Here is a 21,436-nt window from a genome sequence, read left to right on the forward strand (position 1 = left end):
ATGAATGAACAAGAAATTCATGCAATCGTAAAAAAACAGCGCGCCTATTTTTACACCGGAGCCACTTTAAACGTCGATTTCCGGCTGGCCGCCCTGAAAAAACTGAAAACTGCCATTCAGAAGCGCCAGGACGAGATCCATGCCGCAATCCAGGCAGATCTCGGAAAAAGCGCCTTTGAGAGCTATATGTGCGAGACCGGTCTGACCTTAAGTGAGATCTCCTATATGCTCAAGCACACCCGCTCCTTCGCCCGGGAGAAAAGGGTTCCCACGCCCCTGGCCCAGTTCCACTCCAGAAGCTTTACGAAACCTTCTCCCTACGGCTCTGTCCTGATCATGAGCCCCTGGAACTATCCGTTTCTTCTCACGATCGAGCCTCTGGTGGACGCCATCGCAGCCGGGAACACCGCCGTCTTAAAACCCAGCGCCTATTCTCCCAATACCAGCGCCGTCATCAAAGAGCTCATCGAAGACTGCTTCCCGCTGGAATTTGTCACCGTCATCACCGGCGGTCGGTCAGAAAACACCTGCCTTTTAAAGGAACACTTCGACTATATCTTTTTCACCGGAAGTCAGGCGGTCGGAAAGGAAGTCATGCACCAGGCTGCGGAGCATCTGACGCCGGTCACGCTGGAGCTGGGTGGAAAAAGCCCCTGTCTCGTGGACCGTACCGCCAACCTCAAGCTGGCCGCCCGCCGGATCGTCTTCGGCAAATTTTTAAACTGCGGTCAGACCTGCGTGGCTCCGGACTACATCTACTGTGATCCGGCCATCAAGGACCAGCTCGTTGAGGAGATCAAAAAAGAGATCCGCCGGCAGTTTACCGGGGATCCCCTCTCCGTATCCACTTATGGAAAAATCATCAACGAAAAGCATTTTCAGCGAATCCTGAAACTCATGGATCCCGCCAAGACCGTCTGGGGCGGCTCCACCCTGCCGGAAAAGCTGAAAATTGCACCTACGGTCATGGACAACGTAACCTTCTCCGATCCGGTCATGCAGGAGGAAATCTTCGGCCCCGTCCTGCCGGTGCTGACCTGGGATTCCCTGGAGGGCGCTGTCGCCAAAATCAATTCCATGGCTCATCCCCTGGCCCTCTACCTTTTCACCAGTGACAAAAAGACCGCCCGCTTTGTGACCTCCCATTGCGGTTTCGGCGGCGGCTGCATCAACGACACAATCATCCATCTGGCCACCAGCGAAATGGGCTTCGGCGGTTTCGGCGAGAGCGGCATGGGCTCTTACCACGGAAAAGCCGGTTTCCTCACCTTTTCCCACACAAAAAGCATTGTGGACAAAAAGACCTGGCTGGATCTTCCCATGCGCTACCAGCCCTATCGGAAGCTCAACGACAAACTCATTCATATATTTCTCAGATGAAAAAAACACCGCAGCGACAGGTCCCAGACTCTGTAGCCGCGGTGTTCTTTTTACGCCAGTTTTCCCTGACTTTTTTCCATCTCAATCCGATAAACCATCAGGCGAAAGAGATATTCCGGCATGTGCCGGTTGCCAAGCTCCCAGTCCTGTACGGTGCGGTAGGGAATTCCAAAATAATCGGAAAACTTTCTTCTGTTCATTCCGGTGGATTTACGAAGTTCCACCAACTTTTCTGCCAATTCCATAACTTTTCCTCCTCCGCTGTTAACCAAACGTTTTCTCCCGATTGACCGCCCTTACGGGCTATCTCCCATACAGTCTGTTATCTTTTATTCTGCCAAAACCGCCGTATATACCAGATCATCTTTCTGATACAGCTGCTTCAGCGTCAGTTTTTCGTCGTTGTAATGAATCACCCGGTTCTCACAGTAGATGGAATAGATGCCATCCGCCGTCCATTTTTCCAATGCCGACGCATCGAAGGAATCGGAAATATAAACCGGAATCATCGTAAGAAGTACTTCCGCGCAGCCTTTTCCCGAAGAATAGGCCACCAGATCATTTCTGGCTGTTCTGGAAAGACCATCCTTTCCGTCTATATATGCGGTCCGGATCTCGCCGGACTTCATTTTGTAGTAATGTGCCTGATCCTGGTCACTGACGGGATAATTCCGAAGATAAACGATACTCTCTGGCCCGTTGTACTCCATGACCGCCGCCGGATAAATATCCTGTCCTACCCGGTCCAGAATATTGAAGGAATAGGACTGCTCCCTCTCATCCAGATTCCGGTTAAAACCGTCATAACTGGAGATCGCTCCCCGGATATACCCGTTCTCGATCATGAGATCAGCCAGATAATCCACGATAAACGCGTTTTTCATCCAGTAGAAATCCAGATAAGTTTCGTATCCATTCTCCGCCATCCAATTCTGATATTCCTCAGAGACCTCCAGCCGCACCTGATTTTCTCCCAGAAGCTTCAGATCTACAGCTTCCGGATCCGCCGCAAAGTCCGCGATAACAGCAAACTCTTCTCTCAGAACCTCGTTCTGCTCCGGATCAAAGGATGCCGTCTCGTAATCTTCCTTACACTGGAAAAGGTTATACATTTCCTCGTAAACGGGCCCGAGATAGAGATTCCGGTTCCCATATGTTTCCAACAGCTCCAGGGCCTGATACAGAGGCTCCTCTACAGTCAGAACTTCTCCCGGATGCTGATTGAGCTCATAGAGATTCACAACGTCTTCGAAGCTTTCATCCGCACTGAAAATCTCGTAGGCTTTCACCGCCGCATCACTGTAGAGAATCGTGAGCGCCTTGTACTCTGCTGTGGCGGAAGTTTCCCCTCCGCCCAGCTCATACTGAAAGGTAAATTCATCTCCCACATTGGCCTTTGCCGCGGAACTCACCTTAATAACCTTCCAGCCTGTCTCTTCTTTGAGATAGGAAGTCAGGGCATAAGTAAAGCTCACCGCCGCAACGGCCAGGAGCAGGATCACCAGAAATACCCGCAGATGAATATGCTTTTCCGAAAGTTGGATTTTTTCGACCGGCTTCGGTCTCCGGGTATTCTGATTTTTGATCGTCCGCCCCATATCGCTACCTTATGACAACCAGAAGCAGTGCCAGCAGGAAGATCGCCAGGATCACAGCGATAACGATAAAGCCGATAATTGCGCCTTTTTTGCAGGCCTTGTAGTTGTGATAATACTGTTTGTGCTTGTAAACCTCTGACGCAATGATACCAATGATCGGCAGGAAGAAGGAAAGTACCGTATACCAGATGCTTCCGGTATCGTGAACCGGAGTCTTCAGGAATTCATCCTCAGCCTTGGAAAGATGAACCTCATGGGCGGTCTCCTCCACCTTTTCTCCGGGTTTGCGGATCGTGATGGGCTGAAGCGGCTCATTTTTCTCCCGGAGTTTCTTGTACTCCTCGATCTCTTTCTTGTTTCCGTATACATAATGGTCATGTCCGATGTTGACAAATTCCGGCTTGTCCACGGAATAGTCGTGAATGGACGGATCATAGGTGTAAAGCACCTTGTTTTTCTCCAGCTGCGGGTCCGGAATCGGGATCGCAGAAATCAGAGAATGGGTGTAGGGATGCAGCGGGAAGTTGAACAGCTCTTCTGCCTCTGCCACCTCCACGATGGTACCTTTGTAGATAACACCGATGCGGTCAGAGATGAAACGCACGATGGAAAGGTCGTGAGCGATGAAAAGGTAGGTCAGCTGTTTTTCCTTCTGGAACTTTTTCAGAAGGTTCAGAACCTGTGCACGGATGGAAACGTCCAGAGCGGAAATCGGCTCGTCGGCTACAACCAGCTCCGGCTCCATAACCATGGCACGGGCCAGACCGATACGCTGACGCTGTCCGCCGGAAAACTCATGGGGATAACGGGTCAGATGCTCGGGAAGAAGACCAACTTCCTCAATGATCTCCTCCACCTTTTTCACACGGTCTGCCTCGTTTTCAAACAGATGGAAGTTATAAAGTCCCTCGGAAATGATATAATCTACGGTGGCACGCTCGTTTAAGGATGCCGCCGGATCCTGGAATACCATCTGGATGTTACGGATAACTTCTCTGTCCAGGGAATGAGGGATCTTTCCGGAGATCTTCACTCCCTTATAATCGATCTCACCTGCGGCACAGGGGTTGACACGGATCACTGCCCGGCCGATGGTGGTTTTTCCTGATCCGGACTCACCAACCAGTGAGAAGGTTTCTCCTTTGTAAATATCAAAGGAAGCGTTTTTTACTGCCTTTACCGCATCCTCTCCTTTTCCGAAGGTGATGTCGACATTTTTTACAGACAGCAGAACTTCTTTCCCATTTTCAGCAATGGGACCGTGCTCCGGCAAATGGGAGGCACGGGTCTTTTTCTCTTGCTCTTTTGCAGCCACAGTCTGTACCTCCTAAATATTGTATGCGCGCAGCAGCTTCTCGTGGATATCTTGGATAATCTCCGGTTTTTCCACCTTCGGAGCGTTGGGCTCCAGAAGCCAGGTCTTTGCATAATGGGTTTCGGTGACTTTGAACATAGGCGGCTCTGCCAGGGTATCGATCTTCAGGCAGTACGGATTACGCGGAGCAAAGGAATCGCCCACGATCTTGTTGTACAGGGAAGGGGGGGTACCCGTAATGGAATAAAGCTTGGTATTCCGCTCAGCCAGCTGCGGCAGTGAGGAAAGCAGAGCCCAAGTATAGGGATGTCTGGGATCGTAGAACAGTTCCTCTACCGTGGCCAGCTCGATGATCTGACCGGCATAAAGAACAGCCACGCGGTCTGCGATATTCGCAACCACACCCAGGTCATGGGTAATAAATACAATCGTGTAATGGTATTCCTTCTGAAGGTCCTTGATGAGCTTCAGGATCTGTGCCTGGATCGTAACGTCCAGAGCGGTAGTCGGCTCGTCACAGATCAGGATCTTCGGCTGGCAGGAAAGGGCGATGGCGATAACGATACGCTGTCTCATACCACCGGAATACTGGAAGGGATAATCGTCAAAACGTGCTTCCGCATTGGGAATTCCCACCTTTTCCATCATTTCCAGTGCTTTGCCTCTCGCTTCCACCTCGGAACAGCCCTGATGCTTCATAATAATAGAAGTGATCTGTTTTCCGATCGTGATGATGGGGTTCAGGGATGTCATGGGATCCTGGAATACGGTAGCGATCTTTTTACCACGGATCTGGCCCCAGTCATTCTGATCCTTGACCTGTGCCAGGTTGATGATACAGGTACCATGGAGACGTTCACTGTTTTCATCCAGATAACGCACACGGAAGGTCACGTTTCCGAAAACCTGGTTCCGCTCTTCTTCACTGTTTAAGTCCACACCGAGCTGCATGGCTTTTTTCAGTTCTGCGATCAGGCCTTTTCCCATCTTAAAGCGTTTTTTGAATTTATAACGGCCAACAGAAAGGTAAACTTCCTTTGCCAGCGTTTCATTTCTCTTTTTCGTGCTGTCGCTGATGTCTTTGGAGGTTTCCTCTGCATACTGCTTTTTCAGCTTCTCCATACGCTCCTGGTAGGATTTCTGATAAGCCGCATCATGAGCCACGGCATTTTTATGCTCTTTGATCTTCTGCTCGGTAGCTTTTTCCAGAGCTTTGATCTCGGCATCCAGCTTCTTGATCTCGGCTGCTGCTGCTTTGATCTCCGCTTTTTCCTTCGCAGGATCAAGTGTCTGCTTCTTGTTAAAGGTTTCCGTCCGTTTCACCTTCAGGGCATGAAGTTCTTTCTCTTCTTTTTCCTTATCAGCGGCACTTAACGTACTTTTCTCCCGCATTTCGGATTCCAGCTCCAGCATTTTGCGGTAAGTTGCAGAACCAAGCTCCAGTCTGGAATTCTCATCCAGCTGTTTTTTATAGGAATTGATGAATTTCCAGGCTGTAGAATTTAATTTCACCACAGTATCGGAAAGCTCCGGATCGTTAAAAATAATAGAACCGTTGCTCACAAAACCATTGCTGTCCAGCATACCGGCAAAAGCTTTCGTAAATACCGATTTACCTGCACCGGACTCTCCTACGATGGCAATGGACTCATCTTCATAAATATCCAGAGAAACTCCGCGGATGGCAGAAAGGATCCTGCCGCGGACACGGAATTTCACTTCCAGATCTTTGACTGATAATAATACATTTTTCTTTTCCATTCTGCCACCTCTTACATATGTGTTCTCGGATCGGAAGCATCACCAAGATTCTGTCCGACCACGTACAGCACGATGGTAATGATTGATGCGACAGCTACCGGGCTCCAGAACTCAAAGCCCCAGCCCGGAGTCAGCATAGCACCCTCCGCCTCATAGATCAGACGGCCCAGAGACATATCGGAAAGTCCCATTCCGATGTATGCCAGGAATACCTCATAAGAGATATAGGAGGGGATCTCCGTTGCTGCCAGGGTCACGATGACAGAGGTCATGAACGGAAGGATGTTTTTCAGCGCAATCCGGAAAATCGAGGTACCAAGGCATTTGGAAGCCAGATTGTACTCTCTGTCACGGATGATGATAACCTGTGTACGGATGAAGTAGGCGATGGTCAGCCAGCCGGTAACGGTCAGGGCAAATACCATGGTCCAGAAGCTCGGGGTGAACAGCATCACCAGTACAGAAATCAGCAATACATAAGGGATATTTCCGATGATGTTGTAAAGGGCCATCATAAAAGTGTCGAACTTTTTGGAAAAGCCCCAGAGTGCACCGATGACAACACCAACCGTCAGGTTAATGGCAGCACAGATAAAAGCCAGAGATACAGAAATCCTTGCTCCTGTCCAGAGTGCATCGAATGTGGACTGGCCGCTGGCTCCTGATCCCAGGATCCAGTGGATGCTCATTCCCATCTCTTTTAAAGCCTTGGACGGTGAGAGATGCTTGGCTGCGCTGCTTAAAAGGTTCGTGTAACGGTCATATTCCACCAGAAGCGGATAACCGTAAGTCATCAGAAGGATGATGCCCAAAAGGATCAGGATCACAATATTGATCTTTTTCTTAAAAAACACGCGGAATACGGAATGCCAGTAGGAATATCTGGGAGCCGTGATCTTCTCAGACTCCAGACTGCTGTGATCGACCCTGGCAAACAGTTCCTCTTTGGACAAACCATATTTATCTAAATCATAATTCATAACTTTTACCTGTCCTTCGTAGAGAATGAAATACGCGGGTCCACCATGGACATCAGAATGTCACCAAGAATGATCGCCAGAACAGAAAGCAGGGCATAGAACAGTGTCACACCTACGATCACTCCGTTGTCATACTGGTTGATGGCCTCAGTCAATAAGTTACCGGCACCGGGAACCACATACACACGCTCGGTGATGATGGCTCCGATCAGTGCACCCAGCACACTGGCGGGAACTCCCTGTACGATCGGGATCGCCGCATTTTTCAGGATGTGCTTCGTGAAGATCTCGTTCTCGGTCAGACCACCGGAACGGGCAAATTTTACATAATCGGAATTCATCTGGTCGATCATATAACGGCGCAGCCATTTCATCAGGTTTGCCACCTGCGGAAGGGCTAGGGAAATGATCGGCAGGATATACATCAGCTTGCTTGAGGACTCCATGTCAAAGGTCGTGGGAAGCCCCATGCTTCCACCGATGGCTTTAAACAGGAAAATATAAGCAAGGGACGGAACTGCGATGATGAATACAATATAGAGGGTTCCGATCTGATCGATCAGCTTGTCTTTCTTTCTCGCCATCAGGATTCCCAGCGGAATCGCAAGGACGTAGGAAAGGATCACTGCAATGATACCGATGGTAAAGGAATAGCCGATCTTTGACTTTCCGGCTTTTACTGTGTCCACATTGGTATAGTCATCCACAAAACGGGTCTCGTTTACCATACTGGCTTCTCTGGAATCTTTCAGGTAAGTAGCAGTGTGGAGGTCGTCCGCACTGTCCTCGGTCAGACCGCTGGGATAGGTGATCGTGGACTTCACGAAGGAACCCTGGGCGCGGCTCATGGTTGTGGCCACGTCAATACCCTCATTGACTGAGTAGGATTTACCCAGATTGATTTCAATGATATTCTGGTGGAGATACGGGAATTTGTTGTCAAAATACAGCAGATATTTGTGCTGAGTACCGTTCCCGATGATCGCCGGTGAGAATTTTTCTCCGCCGTAAACAGGATCATGAAGGGTGAAGCTTATGCCTCTCTCTCCTTCCACCTCCGGCACGTCATGAATGCTCTCTACTGTAATCAGGTTTGAAAAATATTTTGCCAGACGGGTCGTCAGCGGAACATCCTTGTATGCGAAAAGCTGCTGCTGGCCGCCGGAGGCATATTTCTTCTTGTTCATCATAACAGCATCCAGACGGACTACCGTATAACCCTTCGACTCATAATAGTCGGTAAATTTCTGTACATATTCTTTTACAAGATCGGAATCTTTCTTTGCTTTTCTTCCGATGCTTACAGCGCTGGATCTGGTCTCCTCGTCGATCTCGCCCTTTGTGGCCAGATCATTCAGATAATCTGCATAGGTCACATAATCCAGATAGCCGTATGTTTCCCATTTTTCATAACGGTAAGCTACTTTCTGGTTGTTGCTCTGGTGGGAATAGTTGGTATCCTTCGCAAAGATCAGCGTACGGTCCATCAGAGAATAGATCATTACCATGACGCAGGCAACTACAATCACCACAGAAACCAGACCTTGCAGCAAACGTTTAAATAAATATTTTACCATATTTTTCCACTCATCAGATATGGCAGGGAGTCAAGTTCCCACCCCCTGCCATTCTTTCATTTGCTGTAACTGATACCGATTAACCGGTCAGCTTCTGATTAATAGATACCGATGCATTTTGCCATGTATCCAGCATAATCCGGAAGGAAGGTATCCAGATATGTGGACGGATCACCGAAGTCAGGGCTCCATCCGGATACATCGTAAACATCGTAGTTTGCTTCGTAACCGTAGTCGGTGTAGTATCCTGCATAGTACCAGCCGTCGCTTGTCACGCAGTCAACAAGGTTTACGATTACTTTTCCGCCGAGGGAAGTCTCGATGGACTGTTTGTAAGCGTTTGCCTGGTTGCTGTAAGCCTCAAGAGAGGAAGCATAGGGCATATCGATGTAGATCGGGTTCTCCTCATCAATGGTGATTCCGTCAGCAGAGAGTTCCTCGATCGCGGTATCCAGCTCTGCTACTGCGTTGTCTACGTTGTACCAGCCGTCGAAGCCATCGCTGCTGCCTGCTCCGTCGTTTCCGTCCGGATCCCAGACTTTGATTGCTACACCGTCAGCGTCGATCTGAGCCTGCTCGATTGCTCCGAAGTAGGTGCCTGCCGGGAAGGTGGTGTCGGTTCCGTTGATGGATACGGTAGTATCCTCCTCAAGAGATACGAAGTTGCCCGGTACATAGCAGTTTCTCAGGGAGTTGGTCTTCAGCTCCTCGCCGTTTACCTGTGCGTTGTAGGAAGCTCTGTCCAGACCGAAGGAAAGGGCTCTTCTGAAATGAACGTTCTTCATAGCTGCAGCCGTTCTTGCCTGCTCTTCCTCGCTCTTTGTGGAAGCTCCGGTGGTGTTGTCGTTTACGTTTGCATAAGCCTCACGGTTGAGGTTGTAGAAGTTCATGAAGGAAGATGCATCTGTATCAGACACATAAGCATAGGTATCAAACAGATCGTCATTCTTTGCTGTAACGGTAGTTGACGGAGACAGTGCGATCCAGTCAACGGTTCCGCTCTTCGCATCATTGTACCATTTGGTAACATCAGAAGCATCATCATAGAGCCAGTTCATCGTTTTGATGTTGATGTTGTCTTTGTTCCAGTAGGACTCGTTTGCCTTGAAAACGATGGTGTTTTTCTCTGTTGCGTTGGTCACAACATAGGGACCACAGTATGCGATGGAATCCGGTCCTTTACCATAGAGATAATCAGATGCAGAAGAATCATACTCTGCTCCGAATTTACCGCCTTCAGACTCATAGAAGGCTCTGCTCATCGGTGCGAAGATGCTGTAGCTGAGCATGGTGTTGAAGTAAGTGCAGGGCTCCTCAAGAGTATACTCTACGGTATAATCGTCAACAGCCTTTACGCCAACCTCTGCGAAATCGGTAACCTCACCACTGATGTACTGGGAAGCGTTCTTGATTACGCCCTCGATCAGGTACTCCAGACCGCCCTGAGCATCCATCATGTGCTGCATACCTGTTACAAAGTCGTCTGCAGTCAGATCAGCCACTTTTCTGCCCTGGGAATCTACCCACTCCAGACCCTGACGAAGGTGGAAGGTGTAGGTCAGGCCGTCCTCAGAAACCTCATAGCTCTCTGCCAGTGCCGGCTGCTGAACGCCCTCGCTGTCATACTCCATCAGTCCGTCGAAGGTATTTACCAGCGGACGGGACTCGGTTGCTCTGGAGCTTGCCAGGATATCCCAAGTAGCCGGATCTGCGGTATAACGATAGTTGTACTCATCTTTCAGAGTATAACCTTTCTCTTCCAGGTATTTCTTAGCCTCTGCTTCATAGGTGCCGGTTCCTTTGAGCTCTGCCCATTTTTCTCTCAGTGCAGCTATATCTTCTGCTTTGATGAAATCAGTAGCGATTAATGCCTGATGAATACGGTACTCATCTGTTCCCCAAAGGCTGTAGTCTGTGGTGTGCGGAGCCATTCTGCTCAGTCTGTAGTCTCCACCGGAAGTCTTGGTAGGAAGCATAACAGCAGACTCCATGAGTTTACCTTCTGCCAGAGCCATCATAGCGTATCTCTTGGAAACGTTGGTCTCCTCTTTTGCATCGCTGTACAGGCTGTAGAACTCGCCCAGCTCGGAATTGTAAAGCTCTTCGGAAGCGGTGGTGTACTCGTCGGAAACATCATCCTCATCATCGTCTTCCTCGTCTGCGTCCTCGGCATCCGCATCTTCAGCGTCTGCATCGTCGGCGTTTTCTTCTTCTGCATCCTCAACGGCTTCGGTCTCGGCAACGGTCTCGGTGCCTTCCTCAGCAAAAACTGCCATAGCCGGAGCGCCGCAGGTTCCTGCAACAGTAGCTACTGCCAGAAGTATGCTTACTAACTTTTTCTTCATCTTTTTTCTCCTTTCGTTTTTCCCAGTTTACAGGTTACATTCTGCTGGCTCATGGAAATCGGTTCAGCATTCAACAAATGGCTGTCGTGCAGTTCACCCGACACACAGCTGTACAGCCATTTATTTTATGCTGTACCGAACAGCAATTCTGCAAAATACTGCATCCGATCCAATTTATCAGAGCGTGGAATACTGCGTCAGAAATCTTTGCCGTGCGTCAGGATTTCATCCTTGTCTTTCGCACTCTGCTATATCGTCTTGACTGCATTATTTTATTGAATTGCTATAAAACACGTCAGATCTGTATTCCCGTCATGAACGGACCCTTTATTTTGTCCGCATGCGAAAAACAGTATTTTTAAACAAAAAAACAGAAAAATGTATACGCATTTTCCTGTGCCCGTCTCTTCTGCTTTATCGCGTCAACGCCGTAGCGCATCCAGAGCAAGAAAAAAGCCCCTTCGGCTCTATGGTTTAATTAGAATACAGTTGTCCGTCTTCCACTTACAACATATTTACAATTATACACACTGCTGATAGTTTGTCAATAGATTTTTGACTTTTGGTCATGACAGATGTTGGAAATCAAAAAGTCATTTTTGTTGAAATATGCATATCTCCATGATATAATAGTTTAGAACCATCTAACCTTGAAAATATTTAAAAGGATATAAACGTAGCTCCTTTCCGGGAATCGCTGTAAATCTGCGTTTGTTCCTCTTTGCTTCGATACCCGCTCACCGGAACAATTTTTCCTTCGGCGGAGATTTTTTCCAGCGCTGTCCATAAGGCAGCTGTGATCTTGCGACACAGAAGGATCTCCGGATAAGCCTGATTCGCTGCGGTCAGCTCCGATTTTCTTTTTTCCTCCTTGTTTTGTACTTTTATCCTAGCAAAAACAAGAAGAGCGTTTTCTCTTTTTCCCCGCAGAAATTCTTACAATTTTCCTACATTACTCCATTTAAAACCCATATGGAACAATCTGATGAAGCAGTAAGGCAGCCACAATTCCTATTGCGAGCATCAGGATTGTCTCCTTTACGGATGAACGCCTTAAAACGAAAAGACCGCAAAGAAACGTGATCAGCTCCAGAATCGAAATCAGATCGAAACAGAGCCAGCCGTAAATAAAGGACTCATTAAAAAGAAAGGCAATGATCAGGGCTGAAATCCCCACTGCGATCTTTCCCTTTCCTTTTGCGTACCAGCAGATCCATGCCAGAAACGGCGAAATTACCGTAAATCCTACCCAGATCAGTGCGTAGCTCTGCGGGAAGAAGCCTGCAATCCACTTGGAATATGCGTAATAGCTGGCAACCATTCCTGTGAAAAAAGTAAACACATTGACTGCTGCCCGGAGGGGCGAAGCGCTGTAAATCGCAATGCACAGCCCAAGCAGCAGCCATATTGCAAAACGTCCCAGGAAATTCCTGACATCCAGATATTCAAAAAACGCTGGCAGTTCATTGCCCGGCGTGCAGTCCAGGAATTTTGAAAAAACACCAAGCGCAATACCCAGCAGCAGGATTCCTGCCGTGTAAATGATTTGTTTCGATAATGCTGTTTTTCTTTTCCTTCGTATATTATCTAAGAAAGCTTCCATGAGATTTGCCCCTCGTACCTGTTTATTATATTCTGATTTAAAGATGTTGGGGTCAAAAGGTATTTTGCCCCCAACTGACGCCTACGAATTGCTCCGCTGCAAGGCAGCTCACACAATTCTACATAATAATTTTTTACTCATCAATTTTTTCGGCAAATCAAATTTGATCTCTGCGGAAGAAATTTTTGTAAAAATTTTTATTGCTTTTTCAATCTCACAGAAATCATTGTATACAAAAATCTTGCCCCAATGAAGAAGTATCTCAGCTGACACCCGCAATTTTTATGCTGTCGGTCTCGACCTCGCATCTGTAAAAAGCAACTTGAACACCTGCCTTCGCAGCGTTCACAAGTGCTTCTTTAAACTCCGGCTGTTTCTCCTCGTTTGGCAGTACCCGATAAATTCCATTCATCTGAATTACAAAAGCGATTGCACAATGGTACCCTTCCTTTGCCGCCTTCGCCAGTTCGTGCAAATGTTTTACACCTCGCTCTGTTGGTGCGTCCGGAAATAAACCGGTACCTGGATGCAAATCATCTGCCAGCGTGCAGCCCTTCACTTCCGTCAGGAATTTTTCTCCGTTACGTTCCATGTAAAAATCAATTCTGGAGTCCCCATAGGTATACTCCGGCTTCACCAGATCGTAATTCATACTTATTAGCTGCTGCTTCATCAAAGCATTTGGCGCCAGACTGTCGATATTCACCCATTTTAACTCCGACTTGTATACAGAAATCAGATCATATGCCGTTTTTCGATTCGGATTCAAGGTCTTCTGCAGCGTCACTTTTGCATCTGGCACCAGAAGTTCCTGCAAACGCCCTGTGTTTTTTACATGAACCATCTCAGGCTTTCCGTCAATCAGAACTTCCGCTGTAAAACGGTTGATTCTGCGGACGAAGTTCCCCGGGACGGTATTCTCATAAATGATTTTCGGTTTCTGTTTCACCATATATATATCCCATCTTTCTGCGAAAGACACCAATGCGTCATGAAACACAGGCTCTGCCCTTCGCTATCTAATTTTTTACTCTTCTGATATTATTTACTAAAACTTCCCACACCGATATGGTGTGTTGAACCTTGTAGATGAAATGGCCGACATTACTTTCAGCAGATCACTTAGCATCCTGATGGATACCTTAATGGCAAGCCTTCAGGAAATTTTTTCATTTAAATTTTCTCCATTTCATTTGATAACATCATGTTGTAACGGAAAAGCAACACAAAAATAGCGGAGTAAAATCAATTTTGTAAACCTGCCAACGCCAGGAATTTTTTATCCGACTGGATACTCTGTGTCAAAAACTGACCGTCCCAAAACAGAGCATAGGTTGTGACCGGTGCAGGTACATTCTGTGCTGATTCTTTATCAGTGATATGGATGGCCTTGAACGGAATACCATACTTCTTCGCCGCCTCCTGCACCCTTGGCACCCAATAATAGGTGTAGGGACACTGGTCGGTATAATAGAGGACAAAACCGGTTTCCTCAATCGCCGGATGCTTCGCGCATTCCCGGAACTTTGGCATCTGTGCGGTCGGTTCAATGGGAAGATACATGAGATTGATCCCGCAGTCGGATATGTCTGCCACACAGAAACCCTTATGAGTAAGAAATTTCGGGTCAGCGAGAAATTCCCGCTTCCGGCCCTCCGCACACAGAATACAAATACCTTTCTTTCCCTGCGCTTTGGCATCACGGATGCATGCCTCCAGCAGATCATTAGAGTATCCGTGTCCCTTCATGGAGCCGGATACCCATAAGCAGTTAATGTAAAGATAACCATCTGCCACAATAGGCACCCAGGCGTTTTCAGCCGGAATGTATTCGATAAAGCATTTGCCGCGTTCCTCACTCCGTTGTTTTTTGTTTTGGTAAGGCAATTCATCGTACATTGCCTCAAACAGCTTCGTAAGAAATGCTTTGCTGTCAACTTCATCCACCAGCAGCATTTCTTTTGCGCCCTCATACGGAAGATCACAGATGGCCGCAGGCATAAGTTCCAAGGCGGATCTTGTTTTCTTTACAAGCACAAATTCACAAGACACAAATCTTCTTCCCTCTGTCTTGCGCCCGTTCCGGATGCTTTAACGGCAGTTCCTGCCAGAATTTCAGAAAACATGCTTCGCGAGTTTTCCTCATTATCGTGGCATCTACGTTCCACTTCGGTCGGTGCTGAACAAGCGCCACTGGCGCTTAGCACCGCCAAGATACCAAGCAAGCTCAAACTTTGGCTCATTGCTCGTAGAAAAAACCGGAGTGAATCATCACCCCGGTTTCAAAAACACTTACTTGTGCTTGCGGCCTCCACGCTTTTTGTAGTCCTCGTCTATACGCTTTTTCCAGTCTGCACTCAGCGGGGCACTACACCGGACAGAGCTGATCGCTTCGCTGACCACCTCATAATTCAACGCGGTTCCTTCACTGTCGCACTGATAGTTGACTGCACGATCTGCGCCGATTCCGAACTGACTTGCGGTCTCAACTGCGTCAATATTGGCACCGAGGAACAAAAACTCCCAACCGTATTTCGCTTTCTGCCGCTCGATCATCTGCTTCACTTTTTCGCTGTTGTACCGGCGGCTGGCATTTTCCATTCCGTCCGTAGTGATCACAAACATGGTGTGTTCCGGCACATCCTCCGGTCTTGCGTACTTATGAACATTTCCAATGTGATGAATCGCACCGCCGATGGCATCCAAGAGTGCCGTGCATCCGCGAACCGTGTAATCCCGGTCGGTCATCGATCGGATGTCCTTTACGTTTACACGGTCGTACAGGACTTCGCTCACATTGTCAAACAGTACCGTTGAGATCAGTGCTTCGCCCTCTGCTTTTTTCTGCTGTTCAATCATGGAATTGAATCCGCCGATGGTATCCCGTTCCAGTCCGCTCATGGAACCGCTGCGGTCTAAGATAAAAACGATCTCTGTTAAATTCTTTCTCATATGCTTGTCCTCCCAAAATCTCGCCCTTGCGGGCTCGCTGTCGCGGTATTCGCCAAGGTTTCGAGCAAGCTCGAACTTTGGCTCATTACACGCGCATATGGCTGCTCGGTTTCGTACCTTACAGCCATAGTATAGCGATTTTCTTTTGTGGAGTGGTCGCATGAAAAGCGACATTTCTTTGTCCTTATGCTCCAATCAGGCTCTGGTCAAAAGCAAACAGTGCCTCGTTGATTTCATATACATTATAGTTTCCCCGTTCGACAAAATATTCTACAATGATATCGAATTTGTTCGAATGGGAAAGGGTAAAACCTGCCTTGCCGAGCATCTCCTGCATCTGGGCAAGCGGCAGTTCCAAAGCCAGGGCAAATGCCAGCACCGTAGGTTTGGATGGCTTATAGAATTTATCCGAGCGGATTTTAGAAAAGAGCTTCCGATCGATGTTTGCTTTCTTGTAACATTGGGCATCCGTCATGCCGCTTTCACCAATCTTCCGCAGCAGCATTTCCGAAAAGCTCTCATCTATCTGCCCCAGTGCCTCTTCCAGAGATTGACTGCTGTAAGATTTACCGATTGCTTCGGGCGACAGCGGGGCAGGTGCAGCTTCAAAGCAGGATTCCTCTGCCAACGCTTCGAGCCGCCGTCTCTGTTCTGCCCGGCTGTCGGTATGTTCTTCCACATACCGGTCATCTATGTACGCTGCAATATCAGCAAACAGTTTTCCGCTGATCTGATATGCCTTCCGGTCAAAGACAACGATGTAGACCATCATCTCATTTTCCAACAGAAACGCGCTGATGCTATCGACTGCAACCTTCAGCGCCTGGTCTTTCGGATAGCCGTAAATGCCGGAGGAAATCAGCGGAAAGGCCACCGACTGACAGCCATTTTCTTTTGCCAGGTTCAAAGAGGTCCGATAACAGGATTCCAGAAGCTCCTGTTCCTGATGCCTGCCATCCCGCCAGCGCGGGCCGACTGCATGGATCACATATTTGCATGGCAGGCGGTATCCCTTTGTGATTTTTGCACTGCCAGTCTCGCAGCCATGCAGCGTACTGCATTCTGCAAGCAGCTCCGGCCCGGCGGCACGATGAATGCAGCCGTCCACACCGCCGCCTCCCAGAAGGGAAGTATTGGCTGCATTGACGATTGCGTCAACGTTCATTTTTGTAATATCATTTCTGACAATCTGTAAGGGCATTTCTCTTCCTCTCCTTCTGTCATATCAATGCCGGTGTCTGTGCCAGAATGGAAACAATGGCTATCACCGCCAGAACAGCGATGAGCACAACGACAGCGATGATTATTTTCCGTTTCATCAGTATCACCTCTTTATTTCAGCTGCATTCCATCTCCAAAGGCTTTCCCTGCCACTTCGCCAAGACCGATATAAGTATTGTTGACCGGATCGTAGGTAATCGGTTTCAGTTTCTTCGGATCGATCTTCCCATCCGTAAGAATCCTTTCATCTGCATTCACATTGACAATTTCACCGATCAGAATGCCATTATCAAAGCTCTTGCATTTGCATTCCAGCGCCATTGGAAGTTCGTCGATCAGAGGTGCATTGACCTTCTCACTTTTCGTTGCATGAAAACCAGCCCTGGTAAATTTATCCGGCACCTTTCCGGCAGATTCTATGCCAACATAGTCGCACGGGATAACGGTATCTTCTGTTGCCATACTGACCGTGAATGCACCGGTCTTTGCAATGTTTTCCGTTGTCTTATGCTCCGACATACTGATGGAAATCTCATTCCTGTCCGTGATCATTCCCCATGCGGCGTTCATGGCATTCGGAACACCATTTTCATCATATGTACCGATGATCAATACCGGCATCGGATACATGACCGGCTTTACACCAAAATCTACTCTACTCATTTACTTGTCCTCCTTTAATCGTCTTTCTCATTGGCAAAACGGACATGCGCAATCCGCCTTCTTACTCTTCTTCATTATATCTCTTCCGAGCACATAATAACAGATGCAAGGTGTATTTTTATATCCGGCATGAACGGATTTTTGTCAATCGCCACACGAAGCAGCTCTCGGTGAGAGGGCTTTGCCTGATCGCTCAGCCATTTGTTATAGCTCTTTCCGTGAGGTTTTGGATTTTCTACAATGGCCAGTCCATTCTCAATACAGATAGTGTCACTTAACCGGCGAACTGCCTTGGTGCTGCCCCAAAAATTGCAGAGTTTTTAGGAATAAAGTATTTAATTCGTCCCAAGCCACTTTGTTTTTTTCATCAAAAAATCTTCCATACCACAGTTACTGTATCTGTTACGTCTATATCATCTGCTTCAATGTCCAGATTATAACCTGTCGGAACTGCACATGTGTCTTCCTCACAGCATTTCAGCATCATGTCATTCATTGGTCTTGCAATAAAATCTATTTCTCTCCAGGAATAATCTATGTTAAGGATCTATAACCGATGTCAGAACGCTAAACTATCTGCATTCAAAAGGAAATACTTCATTCCAATGATGACAAATCCCTCATCATTTCTCCAAGGTTTCTTGCTGCCATTTACAATGACAATCTTTTTGAAAGAGTCTGAGATATTACGCAAAGAGTTGAACTCCTGAGTCTGCTTTTCTTCCGAAGTCATGTCATATGCAACCTGAATATAGTACCTCTGATTACCTTGGTTAGCCACAAAGTCAACTTCCAACTGCTTACGGACACGCTTGTCCTCTTTATCTTTATCAAAGATCTGCACGACGCCCACATCAACATTACACTGATATGGATAAAGCCTGCCAGGTATCATGCGGATACAGCACCCAGCAGTGCTTTCTGAAAATATGGTTTCTCTGTACTTTTTCTTACCACCCCAGAGATGTAGGATTTCTCACAGGCGGCAGTGTGCTTCACTGCTCCATTGGAATTTAACCATTCCGCCTTCCTTATGGCCGGATTGCGAATTACGGAAGTATCATTGTCCCTGTCTGGCTTTACCATTTACGGGAGAATGCGATTGATATAAAGCAAAAAGAAACGGCTGGCCGAGGCCCGCCGTAAAATGGTTATTGTGGTTTGATAAACCGGGTATTAGAGAGCGCTCGCCGCTTTATCCATTGGCCAGGATTTTCTGAGCGCCGCATAGGAAACCAAAAAGTTGGCAAGCCAGCCTGCAGGCACAGCAAGCCAAACAAAGTCAATGCCAAAACGCGGCGCACAGATCAAAGCCACGGACAGGCGGATCGCAAGGTTTACCATGTTGGCAATAAGGAATGGGCGCATGATTCCAAGTCCGCGAAGAACTCCATCGGTCGCCATTTTAATTCCCATAAAGATAAAGAAGTAACCGAGCCACCTCATATAATCCCCAGACACCTGATAAGCCAGAGCTGTTCCGTCTTTTCCAAGGAACAGCGAGGAAATCTGCGTGTGCAGCGTTTCAATGACAAGGAAGGCAATGGCTGCAAAGCACACATCCAGCACCAATGCTGCGTGGTAGCCTTTTTTGATACGCTGCGTTTTGTTTGCGCCAAGGTTCTGGGAAACATATGGAGAAACCGCATTGCCGATGGACACAAAAATCAGAGAAAAGACATTCTCCACCCGCATCGTTGCCGCATATCCTGCCAGCGCCTGTGTGCCGAAGGGATTGACCACTGCCTGTACGATCATCATACCGATAGACACGGTAGACTGCTGGAGAACTGACGGCACGGCAATTCGAAGCATCGAGCGCAGCTCCCTCCTGCCAAACCAGGCAAAGGCGCTCTTATACCGCCGCATCCGATATAGGAAAATCAATAGTGAGAACACAGCGGAAATTCCTTGGGCAATCAGGGTTGCCAGTGCCGCGCCGAACACGCCAAGCCCCAGACCGGCTACCATCCAAAGATCCATCACAATATTCAGGATCGATGAAAAGATCAGCAGCCCCAGCGGAATTTTTGATTCACCGATGGATGTGAACATGGTAGAAAGAATATTGTACATGAACAAAAACGGGAAACCCACAAAATAGACCCGCAAATATAGTACCGCTTCCCCCAGGATATCGGCAGGGGTCTGTAATCCGCTCATCATCGCATGAGAAAAGCAAAATCCAAAGACACCAAGGATGATGCTCAGAAGCAAAAAGCTGATCAATGATGTAGAAACAATGGTTTTCATTTTGCCGTACTCTTTGGCACCGAAATAGCGGCTCACAAGCACACCTGCACCAACACCGGCCCCCAGTGCCACACAAATGAAAACATTCGTCAGGGCTGCACAGGCACCAACCGCCGCCAGTGCGGAGGAGCCCACAAACTGACCGACGATAATGGAATCAGCCATATTGTATACCTGCTGAAAAAAGCTGCCGAGAATCATCGGCATTGCAAAAACTGTCAGCGCTTTCAGCGGCGTATCGGTAATCAAATACTCATCTTTTGACATAACCATATTCCCCCACAACTTCCTGCTTTTTACCACAAAGCGCAGCCACAGTAAGAGTAGCTGTACCATCCGGTCCCGGATACTGCCCCATCATCGCCATATCTACAATCGAGTAAACAGATGAGATCCGTGTACTGCCAAAGGCCGCAGCAAGATACCCGAAATAAATTTGTTTGATATTTTCGTGAAGACAATCCACTAAAATCCGCCTCTGAACGCAAAAAAGCCGAACAAGGGACAGAATCTCAATCTGCGCCTTATCCGGCTGTTGTTTCCACGAACAACTCACCCTCCGAGTGAACACTCGAACATTATAGCATGGGTGTGCGCAAATGTCAATGGATCTCAGTACAGCAAAAAGTCATCAAAAAGGTTGTCCGAACCCCGCAGTTGGAACTTCTCAAATTCGTTTTTGGAATAGTCCGTGGTGGTTACAATACCAATACAATATTCCATGCCCCGGCAGAAAAAGCGCACTTCGATGCTGCTTTCCGGATTGAGCTTTGTCCGATGTACTACATCCTTGCGATTTAATACTGTGAAAACAATCCACTTGGCTTCACCTATTTTTCTTGAGCAGGAAATCTGCCACGGCAAGATCCAAAAGTGCCATGCCAGTAGAATCAAACACCGTGATGTCGGTATCGCTTTTACGACCCGCAGCCTTTCCAAGAATGAGATCACCAAGTTCTCCACAGATTCGATCTTCAGACAATGTGCCCTGCTTCAAGGGAATCTCAATTTCTCCGGCGTTCCTGCAGTGTTCGAGGTCGTCCACAAAAACAATGGCATCCTCAAAAATTTGGGAATCAATTTCTTCTTTGCCCGCCATATCAGCACCAATGCAGGAAAAATGTGTGCCGGGTTTGACCCATTCTTTTTGAATCAGCGGGGTGTGGGAAGGCGTGATTGTGATGATAATGTCGCTGTCGGATACGGCTTCTTGCAAATTTGATATTCTCTGTGTTATTTTCATAGTAATACCTAAACCTAACTTTAGGTCAAGATGTTTTTTGAAATTTTTTTGGAGGGAAATTTATGTATTCAATTGGACAGGTGGCAGAGATGTTCGGATTGCCCATCTCTACGCTGCGCTATTATGATAAACAGGGACTTTTTCCGAACATGGAACGGGTATCCGGCATCCGCAAGTTTAGTGAGGCGGAGATTGAAGCGCTCCGGGTCATTGAATGTCTGAAAAAGGCTGGCATGGAGATCAAGGACATTCGGCAGTTCATGGATTGGTGCCTAGAAGGACCGGCCACCTACCCGCAGCGAAAGGCAATGTTTGAGGCGCAACGGGTGCACATGGAAGCAGAGCTTGAGCAGATGAACCGGACGCTGGATATGCTGAAATTCAAATGCTGGTACTATGAGCAGGCAATCAAAGACGGCAGTGAGGACAGACTAAAGTCACTGATTCCCGACCACTTACCGGAGGGAATCCAAAAAGCATATGAAAACGCGCATAGCTAACCTTTCCCGTGCTATGTATCGTCGGATTTAGCGCAAAAAAAATAC

At 47.7% G+C, this 21,436-nt stretch carries 18 protein-coding genes and 2 pseudogenes; 2 read left to right on the forward strand and 18 right to left on the reverse strand.

All coding sequences use genetic code 11. The annotated features are described in order from the left end of the window. Window positions 1–1,380 (forward strand): aldehyde dehydrogenase, encoded by a 1,380-nt coding sequence (locus LKD71_RS11755; protein ID WP_227615556.1) that lies wholly within the window; start codon window positions 1–3, stop codon window positions 1,378–1,380. A gap of 50 nt (window positions 1,381–1,430) precedes the next feature. On the opposite strand, the gene LKD71_RS11760 is transcribed toward LKD71_RS11755, so the two are convergent. The 18 genes and pseudogenes from LKD71_RS11760 to LKD71_RS11845 all read right to left on the reverse strand — a co-directional run bounded on the left by LKD71_RS11760 (window position 1,431) and on the right by LKD71_RS11845 (window position 20,891). After that, window positions 1,431–1,625: a helix-turn-helix domain-containing protein gene (locus LKD71_RS11760; RefSeq protein ID WP_227615557.1), complete on the reverse strand. Its 195-nt coding sequence runs from the start codon at window positions 1,623–1,625 to the stop codon at window positions 1,431–1,433. Window positions 1,626–1,709: 84 nt separating this feature from the next. After that, window positions 1,710–2,978: a hypothetical protein gene (locus LKD71_RS11765; protein ID WP_227615558.1), complete on the reverse strand. Its 1,269-nt coding sequence runs from the start codon at window positions 2,976–2,978 to the stop codon at window positions 1,710–1,712. Between the two features lie 4 nt (window positions 2,979–2,982). Beyond that, window positions 2,983–4,293, reverse strand: a complete 1,311-nt coding sequence (locus LKD71_RS11770; RefSeq protein WP_331466454.1) for an ATP-binding cassette domain-containing protein — start codon at window positions 4,291–4,293, stop codon at window positions 2,983–2,985. A gap of 12 nt (window positions 4,294–4,305) precedes the next feature. Further along, window positions 4,306–6,054, reverse strand: a complete 1,749-nt coding sequence (locus tag LKD71_RS11775) for an oligopeptide/dipeptide ABC transporter ATP-binding protein (RefSeq protein WP_117764194.1) — start codon at window positions 6,052–6,054, stop codon at window positions 4,306–4,308. A gap of 11 nt (window positions 6,055–6,065) precedes the next feature. Next, a complete protein-coding gene (locus tag LKD71_RS11780) occupies window positions 6,066–7,034 on the reverse strand; it encodes an ABC transporter permease (RefSeq protein WP_178046329.1) in 969 nt (322 codons plus the stop codon). A gap of 5 nt (window positions 7,035–7,039) precedes the next feature. After that, complete coding sequence (locus LKD71_RS11785) at window positions 7,040–8,611, reverse strand: ABC transporter permease (protein ID WP_227615559.1); 1,572 nt, start codon at window positions 8,609–8,611, stop codon at window positions 7,040–7,042. Between the two features lie 98 nt (window positions 8,612–8,709). Next, window positions 8,710–10,956, reverse strand: a complete 2,247-nt coding sequence (locus LKD71_RS11790) for a peptide ABC transporter substrate-binding protein (protein WP_227615560.1) — start codon at window positions 10,954–10,956, stop codon at window positions 8,710–8,712. A 961-nt stretch (window positions 10,957–11,917) separates the two neighbouring features. Continuing rightward, window positions 11,918–12,559: a hypothetical protein gene (locus LKD71_RS11795; protein ID WP_227615561.1), complete on the reverse strand. Its 642-nt coding sequence runs from the start codon at window positions 12,557–12,559 to the stop codon at window positions 11,918–11,920. 262 nt (window positions 12,560–12,821) lie between these two features. Further along, window positions 12,822–13,511 (reverse strand): DNA/RNA nuclease SfsA, encoded by a 690-nt coding sequence (gene sfsA, locus LKD71_RS11800; protein ID WP_227615562.1) that lies wholly within the window; start codon window positions 13,509–13,511, stop codon window positions 12,822–12,824. Window positions 13,512–13,804: 293 nt separating this feature from the next. Beyond that, the gene (locus LKD71_RS11805; RefSeq protein ID WP_334302594.1) at window positions 13,805–14,611 is read right to left on the reverse strand and encodes an N-acetyltransferase; all 807 of its coding nucleotides are present in this window, start codon (window positions 14,609–14,611) and stop codon (window positions 13,805–13,807) included. A 240-nt stretch (window positions 14,612–14,851) separates the two neighbouring features. Further along, complete coding sequence (locus LKD71_RS11810) at window positions 14,852–15,511, reverse strand: vWA domain-containing protein (protein WP_227615563.1); 660 nt, start codon at window positions 15,509–15,511, stop codon at window positions 14,852–14,854. Window positions 15,512–15,695: 184 nt separating this feature from the next. Then, on the reverse strand, window positions 15,696–16,712 hold the full coding sequence (locus LKD71_RS11815; RefSeq protein WP_227615564.1) for an O-acetyl-ADP-ribose deacetylase: 1,017 nt from the start codon (window positions 16,710–16,712) through the stop codon (window positions 15,696–15,698). 131 nt (window positions 16,713–16,843) lie between these two features. Then, on the reverse strand, window positions 16,844–17,395 hold the full coding sequence (locus LKD71_RS11820; RefSeq protein WP_117765422.1) for a flavin reductase family protein: 552 nt from the start codon (window positions 17,393–17,395) through the stop codon (window positions 16,844–16,846). Window positions 17,396–17,538: 143 nt separating this feature from the next. Beyond that, window positions 17,539–17,715 (reverse strand): annotated as a pseudogene (locus tag LKD71_RS11825) (relaxase/mobilization nuclease domain-containing protein); the annotation flags it as partial. A 239-nt stretch (window positions 17,716–17,954) separates the two neighbouring features. After that, window positions 17,955–18,257, reverse strand: a pseudogene (locus LKD71_RS11830) (ATP-binding protein); the annotation flags it as partial. Between the two features lie 314 nt (window positions 18,258–18,571). Next, window positions 18,572–19,915: an MATE family efflux transporter gene (locus LKD71_RS11835; protein ID WP_227615565.1), complete on the reverse strand. Its 1,344-nt coding sequence runs from the start codon at window positions 19,913–19,915 to the stop codon at window positions 18,572–18,574. Further along, on the reverse strand, window positions 19,902–20,114 hold the full coding sequence (locus LKD71_RS11840) for a hypothetical protein (RefSeq protein WP_331466456.1): 213 nt from the start codon (window positions 20,112–20,114) through the stop codon (window positions 19,902–19,904). The genes LKD71_RS11835 and LKD71_RS11840 overlap by 14 nt, the downstream gene beginning before the upstream one ends. Before the next feature lie 360 nt (window positions 20,115–20,474). Further along, window positions 20,475–20,891: an ornithine cyclodeaminase family protein gene (locus LKD71_RS11845; protein WP_227615566.1), complete on the reverse strand. Its 417-nt coding sequence runs from the start codon at window positions 20,889–20,891 to the stop codon at window positions 20,475–20,477. A gap of 62 nt (window positions 20,892–20,953) precedes the next feature. Here LKD71_RS11845 and LKD71_RS11850 point away from each other — a divergent pair, with 62 nt between their 5' ends. Beyond that, the gene (locus tag LKD71_RS11850) at window positions 20,954–21,391 is read left to right on the forward strand and encodes a MerR family transcriptional regulator (RefSeq protein WP_227615567.1); all 438 of its coding nucleotides are present in this window, start codon (window positions 20,954–20,956) and stop codon (window positions 21,389–21,391) included. Window positions 21,392–21,436: the final 45 nt, after the last annotated feature.

The sequence above is a fragment of the Fusicatenibacter faecihominis genome (assembly GCF_020686945.1).
Taxonomy (GTDB): Bacteria; Bacillota; Clostridia; order Lachnospirales; family Lachnospiraceae; genus Limivivens; species Limivivens faecihominis.